The organism is Phormidesmis sp. 146-20 (assembly GCF_052939475.1).
The window spans coordinates 28,182-44,953 of sequence record NZ_JBJPHT010000003.1 but is presented as its reverse complement, the minus strand read 5'-3'; the positions used below and the strand labels follow the sequence as shown (position 1 = coordinate 44,953).

Below are 16,772 nucleotides of genomic sequence, written 5' to 3'. Positions count from 1 at the left end.
TGAGGGATGAGGGATGAATCGGGTAGCCGTTTATTCCTTGTCCTTTGTTTTTGGTGGTTGATCGCTCTTTAAACGATGATCTGCCAAAGTTTCGATCGCTTCAAGAAGTTCGGGTTGTCCCCAGTTTTGAAAGAGGTGGCCTGCGATCGCGCATCCTCCAGCGCCCACACCTTCTTTGACGTAGCCTTGTTCGTACGATCGCAGTTGGGGATGGCGCGATTTTGCGAAGCTTAACTGTGTGGCGAGGAGGGGAATGGTTCCGATTTGATTGCCTAACCCTACCGTATCGCCTGTGGGATCTTCGGCTACCCAGCGAGTGGTTCCGACAACAATTCTTTGAGGGTGCCAGGGAAGAGAATGGGTTGAGGAAATGGCTTGTGTCAAGGCAGACACGGCTAACATTTGTGTGCCTCCGGCCAATAGAACTCCACAGGTTTGACTGGCGGCGATCGTCATGCCAGCAACCACAATTTGCATCGGATCTCCGACAGCGGCAACGAGGGCGATCGGGTCTGAGGCGTGAGGCGCGAGGTTTTGATTAGACTTCTGTAGTGGGCGTGGTGCGTGAGAATTTAAGCTTGAGAAATTCTGTAACCCGTCTTGGACTAGCTGCCACTTTTGGGCGTGATTGCAGACGGGATGGCTGCTGTTAACTTTTTGAGCGGCATCAATTCCCAAACCTGTGAGAATTGCTAATGCAGTCGTCGTACCTCCCACCACACATTCACTCAAAATTAGGTAACTGTCAGGAACTTGAGCGGCTAGTTTTTCTCCCCAGATGAGTCCTTGTTGAAATAGGTGTTCGACGATCGCTCGCTCCATCGCTTGACCTGTACTTAGACAGCGGGCGGGCATTCCTTGCAGATCGATCGCAGAGACAGCAGGCGGATTGGGCAACCCTGCATTAAATAGATAAATGGGAATGTTTTGGGCAGCGAGAATGGCACGAGAAATTAAGACGGGAGACGCGCCCACATGCAGAGGAGGCAATGGGTAACGAGGCGATTTTTGCACCCCATTGATTAGAAATTCTGCATCCGCGATCGCTGTGTACTGTCGATCGGTCGGAGTCGCACCAGCAGCCGAAATTCCAGGAATCAGTCCCGTCTCGGTAAAGCCCAAAACACAGGCAAAAAGTGGCGATCGTCCTCGATACTGATGAAGCCACTGCTGCGCTTGTTGAGGCTGAGTATAAATCGAAATCATTCTGAATTAAGCAACACTTGCACCCAGTTTGGCGGATTGGGAATGGGATTGTTGAGGCGATCAAACAAAAACCACGCTACGACATGCACCACAAACAAATAAACAACGCTGTGGGTGACAATCATCGCCAGTACTGCAAACTGCACCAGCACTAACGACGGTTGCATCAATAATCCCAGTTTGAGAAACACCCACTCCAACAGGTTAATGATTTGATTGGTGCCATATAGCCAGAGATCTTCACCCGTCAAAATAGACAGTAGCCAGATGCGAAAAAAAGCGCCCGTTACATTCAGTAAACTGGCAAGGGGAATCGAAACGGCCCACTTAGCGCGACGATACCACAACGCTCCTAACAACACGCCGAGTAACCCAAAGGGCACCACAAACTGAATGCTGCGAGTGGGGCCAATTAGCACCGACAGCAATAGCCCCGATACCAACGCCGCCATCCATGCAGCCCGACTTCCCCATCGCTGATAGACGAGCGCGATCGGAATCGGGAAAAAAATCTGCAACAGCGGCCCCATCGGAAAGTAGGAATTCACCAGATAGATCAGACTGGCCGCACTGGCTAAAAACGCCGTCTCAACCATGACGATCGGACTTGCGGGATCAACCTTGCGAACGTAGCGCGGTCGATCAGAGGCTTCCTGAACTTCGGGTACGATGTCGTCGAGCCAGTTTTCCTCATCGGAAGGCTGGTTAGAGCTGGGCGAATTTGGGCTGGCGTTTTGAGAATCACTCATGCAAATGGCGGAATGCAGGCAGATCTACTCTAGTGCAAATTTTATAGATCGCACCGAGCAATCGAGCCAGGCTTTCTCTCGCCAAAACTGCCCACAAGTTAGTTCCCAAACACACCGTTCCTAGCCACAGCAAAATAAACGTGGGCGGCATCACCACGCCGATTAAAAACCAGGTGAGAACATGCAGCACCATAATGCCCGAAAACAGAGAAGCGACTCCAGCGGCTAATAAAACTTGGATCGGAGGACGACGCATTCCTGTCAATATCAGGGTTTGGGAGGTTGTCAGTAGATTAGCCGGGACGAGAAAAGCGCAGATAGCAATGCAGTGCGATCGCGAAAAATCAAACAGCGCGTTGTAATCGATCATGCAGTCGGTTGAAAGCGATTGTTAACGGTAGGTTACGTCAAGATGAGCAGGTTTGCACGAAATTACAACAAAGCATTACAAAGGGAGGAGGGAGGAGGGAGGAGGGAATTAGGCGATCATCATTTCCTCAAACTGTTGGAGGCGGGAGGCTTCGATCGAGTAGTTTTTGCCGTAGATGATGGGGAGTTGTTTGGTTTGGGACAGGACTTGTCGAACTTCGGTGTTGGAAATATTCATTAGGTCACGATTGGTGGTGATGGCTAGGGCGGCGGCGATTCCGACTCCTTGACCGACGGCTACGTTAAATTCGACAATGCGACCTGCGGCACAGGCGTATCCATCAAAGCCGGATGCGGGGCTGATGACAGCAAGATTAGGGACGGATCTGAGAAGGGCGTGACGAATGCCGACGTTGAAGAGGGGCGGTTTGAGAAAGGAGATGCTGGTGATGCCTCTTTCTAGGGCTTTGAGTCCCAGACCTTCGATGCCGCCGCGCACGTCTAGGGGGTAGCCAAAGGTGGCGATCGCTTCTTCTCTAGACACGCCGCCTTCGAGCATTCTGGCTCCGCTCAGGGGTTCGACCACACCCGTCACATTCCCGGCATGACGAATGTAGAGTTCTGGCATGGGGCGGACGGCGGTGGCACCGAGACTTTTGAAGAAGCGATCGAGAAATTTGATTTCTTCTAGCATGGCGGGCGTGGGTTTGGCGGCGTTTCGAGCCAGCGCTTCGGCTTGAGAACCGGACACATGACACAGCAGCGCATTCCAGGAAAGCCGACCCCCTGGAAGAATGGCGATATTGCCGGAGTCAAAGGCGCAACTGTTGCTATTGAGCGAAAATTTTGTGCCCCGGTAGGCATGATAGGCGATCGATAACGCTTTGCTGCAAATATCGATGTGATCAGAGCCGACGTTCATATCTGCCAGAGCGCCTTTGCTGTCAAACATTTCTTTTTTGAAGCGCTCTATAATTCTCGCGTCGCCCCCGGCGGCAAGCTGCATAAATCTTTGCGCTTCGGTGTCTCTGGGGTTGGTGAAGCGTTTGAGGTAAGCCATTTCGACGGATTTGAGTTCGGCGATCGTCAGTCCCTCGGTTTCAAACACCAGCGTCACGGGCAGTTCTGATTCGGGGAGTCCAAAAGTGCCAAACCCTTGCAGCTTATCAGCTCCCGCGTATTGAGCAAGTTCGGCGTTGACGGTCGAGTCGATAAACTGTTTGGCAAGATAAGTTTCTCCATTCATCAACTGAATGCCAGAGATTTTTGCGCCCTGTTTGAGAATGGCTTGAATCTGCACCCGACTGATGATGTCTGCACTGATTTCGCTCAACATCTGACGCAGCGCGGTGTTTGCCTTGCGGGGATCAAGCGCAATTTGAGGAACGCCCGATCGCTGCAAAAATTCGGTATATAACCGAGACGGATCGCCAAACAACCCTACACCCGTCGCTTGTCGGATATCCGGAGGAACGTGGGTGCGATCGAGATACGCCAATCCGCCTCGTACCAGATGGCCGCCCACGCCTTCTTGAGAGTTGCCCTTAAACATGATCAGGGATTTGGGAAATTTGCCAATTCTGCGACGATATTCTCTAGCGGCTGCAACGATCGCGAGAATACCCGGAACTTCGTCACCAAACCCGATAATGTCGTAGGTGCGTGTCGTGGACGGTGTGGCTGCTGTCATGAAAGGGTGCCCCAACTACTGAATCGATTTTAAGTACAGATTCCGTTAGAGAACGCCAAATTTCACAAATTATTGAATTTTTGTAGGATATTCGCCCTGGGATAGAGGTAAAGCGATCGTCCATCCCTCAAGTCAACGAGAATTTCATCGCTCCCACTTCACTCACATCCGATCGCTCTATTTCTCAACTTGCAGCTTTTTTAGCAAGATTGGGACGGGGCAAAGCAGAAGAGAATAGCGTGTTAAAGATAGCTTTGCGATCGCTCACCGATTCATTAGACAGGTTCCACATCGTTTCATAAAAAAAGAACGAAACCCCAGCAAATCCTTGCTCTCGTACGAGTTGCACCTGATCTCGAATCTGCCGAATACCCACTGGACGATCTTTGAGTCCCGTCAACACGCCAACCCCTGTCGGAATATGACTTTTAGCCGCTTGCACTTCGGGCTGATTTAACTCGTCAATAAATCCCTGACGGCTGTCTCGGTAAACTTGCAGCACCAGTTCTTCGATCAGTCCTTGTTGATCCCAGGTGCGCCAATCTTGCAGCGAATGATTGTAGGAGAAATTGTAATTGTTGGGTGACAACGAGACTAGAACGTTTTGTTTTTTGGCTTTAATCGCCTGGAAGATCTGAGCCGTGAAAGCAGTGATTTTGTTAGCTCTCCAGCGAATCCAATCGGGATCTTTGGGGTCGATCGGCGGCTGTTTCCCCTGATTTTCTTGCTTGTAAAGGGCAACCGTAAACTCATCGTAGCCAAAATCATAAGGCAACCCGAAATGATCATCAAACTGAATGCCATCAAGGTCATAGTTGTCAACGAGTTCGAGAACCAGATCGCTAATGAATTTCTGAACCTCTGGCTTAAACGGATTCAACCAGACACGGGGATACTTGCCCTCTTGCCAGACTTGAGTGCCGTCTCGTCGTCGCGTTAACCAATCAGGATGCATACTAGCCAGTTCTGAATCGGCGGGTGCCATAAAGCCAAACTCAAACCAGGGAATGATCGTTAATTTGCGCTGGTGTCCCTGTTCGATCAGTTCTTTGAGCATGTCCCGATCTTTTAAGCCGATCGCTTCGGGTCGCGGATCAAAGGACAGCCCGATCGCTTGTTTGGCGACCTGACTCGGATACAGCGTGTAGCCCCAATTCCAAACGGCGGGATAAATGGTATTGAAATTGAGTTGAGCGAGATCTTGAACAGCCGCATTGAGACGATCGCGGCTAAACATTGCGTCACTGTCAATATTCGTCAACCAAACGGCGCGAATCTCACTGCGAACCGCTGGCTTACCCGCAACGTACTGATCCGGAATCAACGAAGCGGTTTCTGGCAGTGCCCGACAGATCAGAGCCGCAATTTCTCCTCGACTGGCCGCCGCATCAGGATTTAGCTGCTTGACATTGGGATAGTTGACGACGATGCGTTTATCTGTGGCCGCTGCGATCGCCTTTTTCGCATAGTCAGGAATCGCTTGAGCATCCTGAAAAACCGCCAGCGTTTGATCCAGCGGAGCTGTCGAAGTGGAACCCGCCGCAGCACTGGCGAGAACAGCGATCGCATGGACTCGTAAAATGCTTTGATTGGGGCGAAAGGTGCCGTCTGGGTAGCCCGAAAAAAAGTTGGCGTTGGTGGCTTGTCCGATCGCGCTGGCCGCCCAAAACTTACTGGGAACGTCCTTGAATTGAAGCGATCGTGCAGGCAGCGTTGCATTCACAATTCCTGGAAACGCCGTCACCATCAGCGAAGCGTATTCTGCACGAGTCACCGACGCATTCGGGCGAAAACTCCCATCCGGGTAGCCGTTAAGAATCTTTTTCTGAGCCAGCGACTCGATACAGGCTTTTGCCCAATAGTTTTGAATATCGTTAAAGCGAACTTGAGCCGAGGCAGGTTCTAACCGACTAGAAAAAACTCCAGTCAAGGTCAGCAAGCCCATGATCAAACAAATCCAGAGAAACCGCCAACGCCGCGTCGCCATAATCCACCCCTGATGCAGGAGAAATGTTGTCATGATTTCTACTTTCGCATCAACTCCAATCAGTTCTGTAATTCGTTCTCCAAAAGGTAATCCCGTCCGTACCACTCGTAACAAAACTTTTTCAAATATCCTGTTAGCAAATCCAAGTTCTCAGAATAGATGAACAGGGATTCTGATATATTTCTCCTCATCACTCGTAGCGATGCTATTGATTGAAATTTATTGCATTGATTAGAAATAGCTTGAGATTGATTGTATGACTCGAACAGACGGCTTTATTGGACGGCGATCGTTTCTGCATCTGGCAGGAATGGGAGGACTGGGCATTGCGGCGGCCGCAGGAAGTGGATCGATCTGGCATCCAGAAGAAGCTCTCGCACAAAGCCCCGCGACTTCTAAAAAACCTCAACCTGTTAGCCCGGATGCAGCCTTAAAGCTTCTCCTGGACGGCAATACGCGATTTGTGGATGATAAGCGCCAAAACCCTGGGCAATCTCGCTTACGTCTTCAAGAAACTGCCGTCGCTCAATATCCATTTGCGTCGATTTTGGGCTGTGCAGATTCTAGAGTGCCTTCCGAAATCGTGTTTGATCAGGGCTTGGGTGACTTATTTGTCGTTCGAGTTGCCGGAAATGTCGCCAGTCAAACGGCGATCGGTAGTTTAGAATTTTCTACAGCCGTGCTGGGTTCTCAACTAATTGTGGTGGTTGGGCACAGTCGCTGTGGGGCAGTCATAGCAGCCGTAAAAGGAGATCCCCTACCCGGCCGAATTGGTATATTTGTCGAAGAAATTAAGCCTGCTGTCGCTCGTGTCAGGGCTAAAACGGGAGACTTAGAACAAAACTCGATCATCGCCAATGTGCAGTATCAGGCGCAAAAGTTAGCAGAGAGTTCGACTATCTTGGCTGACTTGATCCAGAAGGGTAAGCTCAAGATCGTGGGGGGGCGCTACGACCTAACAACTGGCAAGTTCACGATCGTCACTTAGGTTCGGTGAACTACTCCCACTGGCTTCCTACGCGCTACGCGCTGCGGTCGTTGAGTGGGGGCTTCCAACTTCAACGGGAAGCGCCTTAGATACGGATGACTTTCGCCTTCCAACCTTCGGACTTACCTTCCCTCCATTGGCAGTAGCGCTAGTTCCTAACGCTAATATTCTGAGTCCTTCATCTCGAATGTTGATAGCGGCATTTACATCTCGGTCATGCTTTGTGCCACAGTTGTTACACTGCCATGACCGGACATCTAAAGGCAAGCTACCGACTCGATTGAGACAGACTGAGCAAGTCTTTGAAGATGGGAAAAAGCGGTCTACTTCGATGTAGTACCTTCTATCTTCTCTTGCTTTATATTCCAGCATTTTAGTGAACTCACCCCAACTGGCATCGCTAATTGCCTTAGCTAAGTTGTGATTCTTCACCATGTTCTTGACTGCTAAATTCTCAACGCAGATGACTTGGTTCTCGTTCACCATTTTGCGTGAGAGCTTATGCAGAAAATCTTTACGGGTGTTCGCAATCTTTTCATGCACCCGCGCCACAATCCGACGCGCTTTTTTGCGAGTGTTAGATCCTTTTACTTTGCGAGACAATTTTTGCTGCTTGCGTTTAAGATTCTTAGACCGTTTTCTCAGCACCCTCGGATGGTCAAACTTTGAACCATCCGAGGTGATAGCAAAGTGAGTCAAACCTAAATCAATGCCGACCGCTTTACCCTGACTAGATGGATCTACCTCAGGCTTTTCGTCATCAAACAGCAATGAGGCAAAATACTTGCCTGAGGGCATCACAGAGAGGGTAACGGTCTTCAGTCTACCTTCTCGCACTCGATGGATTTTGGCTTTGATGACTCCCAGTTTAGGCAGCTTCAACCCTTCATCAGTGATTTCGACATTCTGAGGATATTGGATAGACTGCTTACCTTGTTTCGATTTGAAGTTAGGGAATTTAGCCCGCCCCTCAAAAAAGTTGATAAACGCTCTAGACAGATTCAATGACACCGATTGCAACACTTGGCTATAAGGTTCAGCCAACCATTCAAACTCTTTTTTCAGGAGAGGTAGACGGTCATTCATTCCCTGTTGGGATAGACCTTTACCCGTCTCTTTATAGAGTTGATTCGTCAGGGATAGAGAATTGTTCCAAAACCAACGGGCGCAGCCAAACGCTTTTGATAGCGCTACTTGCTGCTCATCGGTTGGATAAATTCGTACCTTGACTGCGTGTTTCATTTCTCTATCTTACTGTAAATTAACGATAGTAGTAAGAAGCGTTAATAAATCTTTTGTGTTGATATCTAGGGGATTGGCGGTTTCGCTTTGCTACACCGCCCTGGCTTTCATCCCCCACCTTTTCCATTACGCAAGTCGCTTCGCTGTTGCTCCATTACAAGAGGTGGGGGAGTTCCCGCCATCATTGTTGAATCGCTTCAATCTGCCAGGAATTGCAAAGAGATGGGTAAAGGCAGTGTATTTGTGCCCTCGCCCATCTTTTAGAAAATTCAGCGCAGTGAAACCTTAATGGTGCTTTGAGGCATCTGTATCCAGCCCGTCATATCCCACGCCATGCGCTTGATGCACCGGGTTGCGATCTGAATCTTGGTCAGCAGGAGTACCGCCATCGTACCCTACACCGTAGGACTCATCAACCGAGTTACCGTTTGGCGCGATCGCACTCGTCCCGTCGTATCCCACCCCATGCGCTTGATTGATTGGATCGCCATCTTGATCCTGGTCGAGCGGAGTTCCGCCATCGTAGCCCACTCCATAGGAGTCATTTGCTGAATCTAGATTGGCCGAATCCAGTGGATCGTTCTGCACTAAGGGACGATCGCCTACATCAATCTTCTTCACGTCTCTCGAAGTTCCTTCTACCATAGTGATTCTCCAATATTTGTTTTAGATTTTGTTTTAGATAATTATTGAGCGCTAAATAAGCATGACAATCGCCGCACAAATCTCCCTCGTGCTTTGGAGAGAGATGATTGATGCGTCACTATTCCAAAAGAGGCGACCGCGAATGAGAAGAATTGCCCGTTTTAACCGCCGCTAATTTTCGCTTTGTAGCCCAACTGCACCAAAATCTGAAGTAACTTCTGAGCATGGTCGCCCTGAATCTCTAGCGTCTCCTCTCTAACGGTGCCGCCCGTTCCACATTGAGCTTTCAGCTTTTTGAGCAAATCTGTCAACGTCTCAGCCTTGGACTGAAATCCACTGATCACCGTTACGGTTTTTCCGCCTCGTCCCTTGCGCGACACTTGAACTCGAACGTTTTGCTGATTGGGCGGCAGGTCAGGAACTCCCCGTTCCAATGCGTCTGAATGATTCGCGTTACCAAATTCGGAATAGATGATGCGATCGCCCGCAGAGGTGCCCGACTTTGCTTTCTTAGAACTCGCCATAAAAATCAGTGCCAAATCAGCAGCAAGGGCCAGTGTAACGCAGCTTTCCTCAAGCTTATAATTAGGCATCAATTGCACCTATAAGATTCAGGAATCGTGACGACAACCCCACTTCCCAAAAATCTCCAGCCGGCCTCCGATCTTTCTCCTCAAAGTCGCCCCGATTCGTTGGGGAGATTTGGTCAGTTTGGCGGCAAGTATGTCCCTGAAACCCTCATGCCCGCTCTGTTTGAGCTAGAGGCAGCCTACCATCAATACAGCCAAGACCCCGACTTTCAACAAGAGCTTCAAGGACTGCTAAAAGACTATGTGGGTCGCCCCAGTCCCTTATATTTTGCCGAACGGTTGACGACCCACTACGCTAGACCCGACGGCACCGGGCCGCAGATTTATCTTAAGCGCGAAGACCTCAACCACACTGGGGCCCACAAAATCAACAATGCCCTCGCTCAAGCACTTTTGGCGAAACGCATGGGCAAACAGCGCATCATTGCCGAAACGGGAGCAGGTCAACACGGAGTCGCTACCGCCACAGTTTGCGCTCGATTTGGGCTAAAGTGCATCATCTACATGGGCGTGCAGGATATGGAGCGGCAGTCGCTCAACGTCTTTAGAATGCGCCTGATGGGAGCCGAAGTCTGCCCCGTCTCATCGGGAACCGGAACCCTCAAAGATGCCACTTCGGAAGCGATTCGGGACTGGGTAACGAATGTAGAAACGACCCATTACATCCTGGGTTCTGTCGCTGGCCCGCATCCGTATCCGATGATGGTGCGTGATTTTCATGCGGTGATCGGTCAGGAGACTCGCGCTCAGGCTCAAGAAAAGTGGGGCGGTTTGCCGGATATTCTGCTGGCCTGTGTGGGCGGTGGCTCTAATGCGATGGGACTTTTTCACGAATTTATCGACGAATCTAGCGTGAGAATGATCGGTGTAGAAGCAGCGGGTCATGGCGTAGAAACCGATAAACATGCCGCGACTTTGACCAAGGGACGAGTTGGTGTTCTCCACGGGGCGATGAGTTATCTGCTGCAAGACGACGATGGTCAGGTGATCGAGCCGCATTCCGTTAGCGCTGGATTAGACTATCCGGGTGTCGGGCCAGAACACAGCTATCTGATGGAAACAGCACGGGCTGAGTACTACGCCGTCACCGATGAGCAAGCGTTGGGAGCGTTTCAGAAGCTTTCTCAGCTAGAGGGAATTATTCCTGCGTTGGAGACGGCTCATGCGATCGCCTACCTTGACACCCTCTGTCCCCAACTCACGGGCAGCCCTCGCATCGTGATCAATTGTTCAGGTCGTGGCGACAAAGACGTTCTTACCGTGTCCGCCATTCTGAATCCGTAAAGTCTCAAAAATTCTGTTGTTTGCCCTTTATCCAAAACTGGTAGAGGGCAATTTCTGTTTAACGACCCGATTCCAAAGAATTATTTAAGAAGTTCAGAAGATTCATCCGGTGCAATGACTTCTCCATCCATTTGCAGCAAAGGCGCTTCATCTGCGATCAAATCACTCAACTCGTGAAACTGAACGCCCATATGCTGACAAGCCGCCGCCAACTCTTGTCGAAAACGATTGAGATCTGAGCCATAGCCGCACAAATCGGCCGCCGTTTCGACTCCTTGCTTCGCGTTTGCCCGCGCACAATCAACCAAATCCAAACCTTGCAGTGGGGTAGAGGATGCCATCAGTTGCTCCAAAATTTTATTGCATCGCCTTCCACTGTGCAGCCAGACGAGTCGATCGCAAATCTCTCCAGAGTTATGATTTTTGCCTCAAAGCCACCCACGACTCAAAGATTCAAGAAAAGATGAAAGACGCTGACCCAAACAGATCAATCCTTTCCTCCCTCCTCCCTCCTCCCTCCTCCCTCCTCCCTCCTCCCTCCTCCCTCCTCCCTCATCCCTCCTCCCTCATCCCTCCTCCCTGCCAATACCGACAAGCCGCATTCGCCATCGTCACCACGCCCGTCAAGATTGCCGTTTCGTCCACTTCAAATTGAGGATGGTGTAAGGGATAGTTTCGCCTGTCCTTAAAGCCAACCCCCAAACGGAACATACTGCCAGGCGCGTGTTTCAGGTAACAAGAAAAATCTTCTGCACCCAGCGATGGCTCTTGGATAATTTGAATACTGTCGCTGCCCCAGATTTCCTTTGCCGAAGACTCCAACAGACTCGTCAACTTCAGATCGTTTTGTACCGAAGGCGTTCCTCGACGGTAATTGACCTGACATTTTGCCCCATAGGTTTGACACACACTGGACACAATATTCTCAACCCAGGTCGGCAACGCTTCACTGGTTTCAGGATGGAGCGATCGCACCGTTCCCATCATCTGCACCTGATCCGCAATCACATTCGGGGCCCGTCCCCCTTGAATCTTGCCGATCGTCAGCACTACCGGCCGCAATGGATTTTGAGTGCGAGCGATCGCCTGTTGCAATGCCGTGATCACCTGAGCCGCAATCCAGATCGCATCCACTGCCTCATGAGGTCTTGCGCCATGTCCCGACTCACCGACGATCGTAATCTCCAGATCATCCGCCGCCGCCGTTAGTGCCCCATAGCGAATGCCCACCTTCCCAGCCGGAATCGACGGAAACACATGGACTGAGAGAATCGCATTGACCTGCTCGATCGCTCCATCCTGGATCATCCATTCCGCCCCTTGTGCGATCTCCTCGGCAGGTTGAAACAAAAACCGCACATTACCCGGTAGTTGAATACCTAACTGAGACAGCACCATGGCCGTCCCCAAGCCCACCGTCGTATGGACATCGTGACCGCAGGCGTGCATAATTCCTGACTTGCGAGACGAAAATTCTAGCCCCGTGCGCTCCTGAATCGGCAACGCATCCATATCTGTGCGAATGGCCAAGAGACGGCGATCGCTCCCTCCTGCCAATTCCCCAACTACGCCCACTTTTCCTACCGACTCCCGCACCTGTAACCCACAAGAAGAGAGGACTCCAGCCACATAAGCGGCCGTTTGCTGTTCTTGTCCGCTCAGTTCGGGGTGACTATGCAAATGGCGACGAATCTCAATCAAACGAGGCGCAAGGGCAGTAGCGAGTTCTTTGATGCGGTCTTTCATAGGAATCCTGCGATCGGGCTTCCTTCCAATGATAAGACTTGTGAAGAAATCAGCGTCAGCCAGAGGTTTTCTAAAATACATTCTCCCCCTTCTTAGCGTCCCCACTCGAACACTAGCTCCTGGTTCAAAGTCTTTCAGAATTGGCAACTTGGGGGGCAAAAGATTCAAGCAGCGCAGTGAAGGAAGTCACCCCTACGGATCAGGGCTGCTGAGTCGCGATCGCCAGCCTCACCCCTGGAATTGTTCTCAATCGATCCATTACTGTAATCACTAGCCCATGACTGACGCGGCGATCGGCATTGACGATCACCTGGATCTGATTTTTCTTCCCTTTTAATCCCTGAACTTGAGCTTGTAAATCTTTAAGTTGAATGGCCTTGCGGTTGAGGGCGAGTTTGCCGTTTTGGTCGATCGTCACCGTTGCGGGAGCGGCTTGTTGAGATTGGGCACTGACGGCCGTCGGCAGACTGACAGGCAACCCTTGAGAGCGCGTCAAAAACAGCGTGGACATGATGAAAAACGTGAGTAGGGCAAAAATCACGTCGATCATCGGCACGATATAAATTTGAGGCGGCAGATCCGGTTCTTCAGGTAGACGCATAAGACCCTCCTTTTTCGTGGCGGCGACGATAGAGCAATTCAAGCTGTCCCCCATATTCTTGAATCAGCGCAATTTGACGGATGTATAGCCCTCGAAACGTGTTGGAAAACACCAGCGTGACGATCGCCACCACCAGTCCCGATGCCGTTGAAATCAGTGCTTCACTGATCCCGCCTGTCACATTCGTCGTATTAGTGCCGCCCAAGTCGCCCAGACGCAGATTGGCAAATGAAGCGATCAGTCCCAAAATGGTGCCCAATAGTCCCAGCAGCGGAGCCAGACTGATAATTGTTTCAAAGACAGTGTTGAAGCGCTTGAGCAGGGGAATTTCAGCTTGAGCCGCACTTTCTAACGCCAGACGAAACTCTTCGGGCGTGGCTTCTTCGAGTTCTAAAGCCGCTAGAAAAATACGAGCGATCGGCAGATCCGTGTTTTGTTCTAGCATCAAAAAGGCGGCTCTGGGACTGCGCCGATAAAGCGTCAACACTTCGCGGATGATGCGATCGTGGCGTTTTGTCACCTTTGCCCAAAAAGAAATCCGCTCAAAAATCAGCGCCACCGCCAGGATCGAAAATCCCAACAGAGGCACCATGACAATCCCGCCGGATGTAAACCAATTCGTCGCCTGCATGTCGCGTCGAGCCACTTGTAGAAGCAGGGTTTATTCTAATCCCTCAGTTGCTCACTTGGCACAGGTTATTTGCGTCCCGTGTTCGGAAATCGCTCAATCTGGGCGTAGCCGCTAAAAATTAGCTTGTCGCCTTCCGTTTCCAGACGATTGATTCGCAGCAAAACACCATCGAGGTCAAAGCGATCGAGATCCACCATATTGTCTAAAATCTCAGCAAACGCCATTGTGAGAATTTCAGAAATGCCGCGTAGCGCTTCAGGAACGGCTTCTGGCTCAAACTTGGGATCTTGAAACGCCACTCGTCGCCGTCGCTCGATCGCCACACTCGCCGTCAGACTAATCGGCACCGTGTTATTGGGCAAAACCGCCTTGGCAAAGATCTGAATTTTGTTGTTTGGTAAGAGCTTGAGTTGCACATCGTCAAACGAGACAGGCTCGCCACCAGACAGATTCATCAGCGCGGGTTCGGTAATGTTTTGCATCCGCTTGACGACCAGTTCTGACTTAAAGGCATCGTTGATCCCCGATTCGGTTAAGGTCACCTGAGCGATCGCTTGAGTCGGCTGCTTAAGACGAATTTTGCCCCCCAAGACAGAACCAAAGTCGATCGCCACTGCATCAGTCTCAAACCGCATCTCCTCCACCCAAAAATCACGGCGAATCACTAGCCCGCGTCCGCTCATCTTAAAGTTGTCAATGCTTCCCTGCAAGAGCTTGCTCGACGGAAAGCAGCGAATAGAAACTTCGACTGACTCACTTTTGGTAAACAGGTGACGGATAGATTCACTTGCTGCTGCATTGAGCATCCGCTCCCCAAAGTCAGTTCCAGGAGAATTTTTCACGTTTGTGAATCCATTGAACATCGTTTCTATCTGCAACGGTATCTCCCATTGTGTAACACATTGTAAAGATGCGTCAATTTTCAATCAAACAGAAAATCAACTAAATGAATTAAGAAAACACTATATCTGCTTAAAAAATCTGGAGAGATGAGCAGCCTGTCCTTCATGACCTTCCCAGAGAAAGTGTACTCAGACTAACCACTGTACAGGACTTTCAGCCACGATCCGCCAAAAGATGCGCGGTGCCTAGCTTTCCATAGACTGGGCGAGTACTCAACACAGAGCCTTCAATATGGTGAACCGCGAATATCGTTGTGAATCGCCTCTTTCAAAGCGGGTCAGGAATCTCATTCATTCTAACGGAAGGTGAAGGACTGAAATTCATACAGTGAGCAAATTTCTTGATAGAAGCTTTACATCCGTATGGAACTCGTCATATTTCCAACAGGTCACTTAAGCCAGGATGACCCAACTTCACTGGCTTGCGGGGATCGCTCAATGAGCTTGTGAGGGAAGGTTTTGCTGTGTCTACTCAAGTCATTTTGAGCAAATTCACACTCACATTCACTAACGGAACTCATGAAAAACTCTGTGCCTGGTTATACTCGCAAGTCACTTTGGAGAAAAGCGACGATCGCCCTCCTGTCTTCAACGCTGCTGATGGGAAGTTATGGGCAGATGGCGATCGCGGCTCCCTTACAGATCAGTCAGCAGCGAAGCTGGAACGCTGTTCTCAAGGTGGCTCGACTGGTGCAAACACGACAAGATGCCTCACTGGTGGTGCAACTGGGCATTCTCGACAAGCCTCAAACGAGCTATGCCAACGCGGTTTATCAAGTGTTTGCGCGACGAAATGACCAATGGGTGCAGATTTTTACCTCGACAGGGGCACGGCTGATTAGCAATAACGCAGGACGAACCATCCTGGCACCCGAAGTGATTTCGCTGAATGATTTGCGCCGACAACTAGGTGACATAAACCTGAACAATGTTGAACTGCGGGTCACGGCTCAACTGCGCTATGACGTTCGGGGGAGTGTGCGCGACAGATCCGTCTTTTTTGAGCAAACCCAGTCTTATCAGACGATCGCTCAAACCACCAGTTCTCAGTTGATCACACAGCAGATTAGTAGCCAATATGGAGTCAATCAAGGCAGTTTTAGTCTGGCGATCGCTCAAAAGCAAGCGTCTTCCAAAAAAGTAGTAGCGCGGGTTTCAGTTCGCAACAGAACGTCACAGGGCTTTTCAAGTGAGCGATTTTTAGGAGACTTTCGCTACAAGGTCAACAAAAAAGCCAAATTTATGAAGGGCTTGAAATCGGGCGATCGGGTGATTGTGCGACTTTTTAACCAGGAAAATCAATTCATCGGCTACAGCGAATTTGAACTGCTGTCTGAAAATGCTGCCGTGACTTTAGTTTTGCCCGATCGCTCCTCCGATCGCATCGTCCGCACCGTTTATGGCATTGACGCTGATCAAAATGGGGCGATCGACTCCAACACGCAAATTTACGACTATTTCACCCAGGTTTCTCAAGTGACTCGTCAAAGCTATCAAAATGCACGAGTGACGTTTTTTCGCAGCGTTCGGAGTCTGAAGAATTTGAGTTCCTTTGCGCTGTCTGGGCTGCCGATGCCGCGCTCTAATTGTGTCTACCCAATTTCTTTCACAAGTGGGGCGTTTTCGCTGGTCAACCAGTCGATCGAGGTGTTTCAGTCCGACCTCAGTTCGGTGTTTGTGTCGCCTCCGGGGCGAGTGGTGCAAACGATCGACGTCAGCAGCACAAATGTTTCGGTATATGAAGCAGATCGGCTATTGACCACTGATCAGACGATCGACTCAGATGACGACGACGATGACGATGACGACGATAAGAAAGGCAGAAAGCAGCGCTGTAATCAAGGGATTGGCAACGGTGCGGAAGGTTGCGATCCTGGAAATTCTCGTCCCCGCGGTGGCAGCAATGACGAAGACTGACGCAACTCCGGTAAAAACAAACGCTAACTTGGCGACTTAATCTCTCCAGTGCAGAAGCTCCGCAGCAAGACCGTTGTGGAGTTTTTTTAGGCGTTGCTGATTGGAGGGATGAATCTGTGGGAAGTGTCCATCTTTTCGCCCCCACTAAATCCCCCATTTTTGGGGACTTTGAACTGAAAATCTTATCTAAAAGCCCCTCAGAATTGGAAGGTTGGGGCAGAAGTG

General features: G+C 50.4%; 16 protein-coding genes. 3 read left to right on the top strand and 13 right to left on the bottom strand.

Features of this window, described 5'->3' with window-relative positions; genetic code table 11:
* Positions 1-30: 30 nt before the first annotated feature.
* From cobT to ACKFKH_RS03825, 5 genes are all read right to left on the bottom strand, one after another.
* On the bottom strand, positions 31-1,206 hold the full coding sequence (gene cobT, locus ACKFKH_RS03845) for a nicotinate mononucleotide-dependent phosphoribosyltransferase CobT (protein ID WP_446856914.1): 1,176 nt from the start codon (positions 1,204-1,206) through the stop codon (positions 31-33).
* Entirely contained in the window at positions 1,203-1,955 is a 753-nt protein-coding gene (locus tag ACKFKH_RS03840) for a DUF2232 domain-containing protein (RefSeq protein ID WP_446856913.1), read from the bottom strand. Before ACKFKH_RS03840 ends, cobT begins: the two co-directional genes overlap by 4 nt.
* Positions 1,948-2,325 carry a hypothetical protein gene (locus ACKFKH_RS03835; protein WP_446856912.1) on the bottom strand — a complete coding sequence of 126 codons (378 nt, stop codon included), beginning with the start codon at positions 2,323-2,325 and terminating at the stop codon, positions 1,948-1,950. The genes ACKFKH_RS03840 and ACKFKH_RS03835 overlap by 8 nt, the downstream gene beginning before the upstream one ends.
* A 108-nt stretch (positions 2,326-2,433) precedes the next feature.
* A complete protein-coding gene (locus ACKFKH_RS03830; RefSeq protein ID WP_446856911.1) occupies positions 2,434-4,014 on the bottom strand; it encodes an FAD-dependent oxidoreductase in 1,581 nt (526 codons plus the stop codon).
* A gap of 184 nt (positions 4,015-4,198) precedes the next feature.
* Positions 4,199-6,034, bottom strand: coding sequence for a glycoside hydrolase family 10 protein (locus ACKFKH_RS03825; RefSeq protein WP_446856910.1), 1,836 nt, complete (start codon positions 6,032-6,034; stop codon positions 4,199-4,201).
* Positions 6,035-6,257: 223 nt separating this feature from the next.
* On the opposite strand from ACKFKH_RS03825, the gene ACKFKH_RS03820 reads away from it, so the two are divergent.
* Complete coding sequence (locus tag ACKFKH_RS03820) at positions 6,258-6,989, top strand: carbonic anhydrase (RefSeq protein ID WP_446856909.1); 732 nt, start codon at positions 6,258-6,260, stop codon at positions 6,987-6,989.
* A gap of 27 nt (positions 6,990-7,016) precedes the next feature.
* Here the strand turns inward: ACKFKH_RS03820 and ACKFKH_RS03815 are convergent, their stop codons facing one another.
* From ACKFKH_RS03815 to ACKFKH_RS03805, 3 genes are all read right to left on the bottom strand, one after another.
* The gene (locus ACKFKH_RS03815) at positions 7,017-8,231 is read right to left on the bottom strand and encodes an RNA-guided endonuclease InsQ/TnpB family protein (RefSeq protein ID WP_446856908.1); all 1,215 of its coding nucleotides are present in this window, start codon (positions 8,229-8,231) and stop codon (positions 7,017-7,019) included.
* 285 nt (positions 8,232-8,516) lie between these two features.
* The gene (locus tag ACKFKH_RS03810; protein ID WP_446856907.1) at positions 8,517-8,876 is read right to left on the bottom strand and encodes a hypothetical protein; all 360 of its coding nucleotides are present in this window, start codon (positions 8,874-8,876) and stop codon (positions 8,517-8,519) included.
* A gap of 161 nt (positions 8,877-9,037) precedes the next feature.
* Positions 9,038-9,469 carry a translation initiation factor gene (locus ACKFKH_RS03805; RefSeq protein WP_446856906.1) on the bottom strand — a complete coding sequence of 144 codons (432 nt, stop codon included), beginning with the start codon at positions 9,467-9,469 and terminating at the stop codon, positions 9,038-9,040.
* 27 nt (positions 9,470-9,496) lie between these two features.
* On the opposite strand from ACKFKH_RS03805, the gene trpB reads away from it, so the two are divergent.
* Positions 9,497-10,750, top strand: a complete 1,254-nt coding sequence (gene trpB / locus ACKFKH_RS03800; RefSeq protein WP_446856905.1) for a tryptophan synthase subunit beta — start codon at positions 9,497-9,499, stop codon at positions 10,748-10,750.
* An 80-nt stretch (positions 10,751-10,830) separates the two neighbouring features.
* Here the strand turns inward: trpB and ACKFKH_RS03795 are convergent, their stop codons facing one another.
* The 5 genes from ACKFKH_RS03795 to ACKFKH_RS03775 form a co-directional block, all read right to left on the bottom strand.
* A complete protein-coding gene (locus ACKFKH_RS03795) occupies positions 10,831-11,091 on the bottom strand; it encodes a hypothetical protein (RefSeq protein WP_446856904.1) in 261 nt (86 codons plus the stop codon).
* Positions 11,092-11,302: 211 nt separating this feature from the next.
* Positions 11,303-12,496: a M20 family metallopeptidase gene (locus ACKFKH_RS03790; RefSeq protein WP_446856903.1), complete on the bottom strand. Its 1,194-nt coding sequence runs from the start codon at positions 12,494-12,496 to the stop codon at positions 11,303-11,305.
* Between the two features lie 199 nt (positions 12,497-12,695).
* Positions 12,696-13,097, bottom strand: a complete 402-nt coding sequence (locus ACKFKH_RS03785; RefSeq protein ID WP_446856902.1) for an ExbD/TolR family protein — start codon at positions 13,095-13,097, stop codon at positions 12,696-12,698.
* Positions 13,084-13,728: a MotA/TolQ/ExbB proton channel family protein gene (locus tag ACKFKH_RS03780; RefSeq protein ID WP_446857106.1), complete on the bottom strand. Its 645-nt coding sequence runs from the start codon at positions 13,726-13,728 to the stop codon at positions 13,084-13,086. The genes ACKFKH_RS03785 and ACKFKH_RS03780 overlap by 14 nt, the downstream gene beginning before the upstream one ends.
* A 65-nt stretch (positions 13,729-13,793) precedes the next feature.
* A complete protein-coding gene (locus tag ACKFKH_RS03775; protein ID WP_446856901.1) occupies positions 13,794-14,570 on the bottom strand; it encodes an LmeA family phospholipid-binding protein in 777 nt (258 codons plus the stop codon).
* A 579-nt stretch (positions 14,571-15,149) separates the two neighbouring features.
* On the opposite strand from ACKFKH_RS03775, the gene ACKFKH_RS03770 reads away from it, so the two are divergent.
* Positions 15,150-16,547 (top strand): hypothetical protein, encoded by a 1,398-nt coding sequence (locus ACKFKH_RS03770; protein WP_446856900.1) that lies wholly within the window; start codon positions 15,150-15,152, stop codon positions 16,545-16,547.
* The last annotated feature ends 225 nt before the right edge of the window (positions 16,548-16,772 follow it).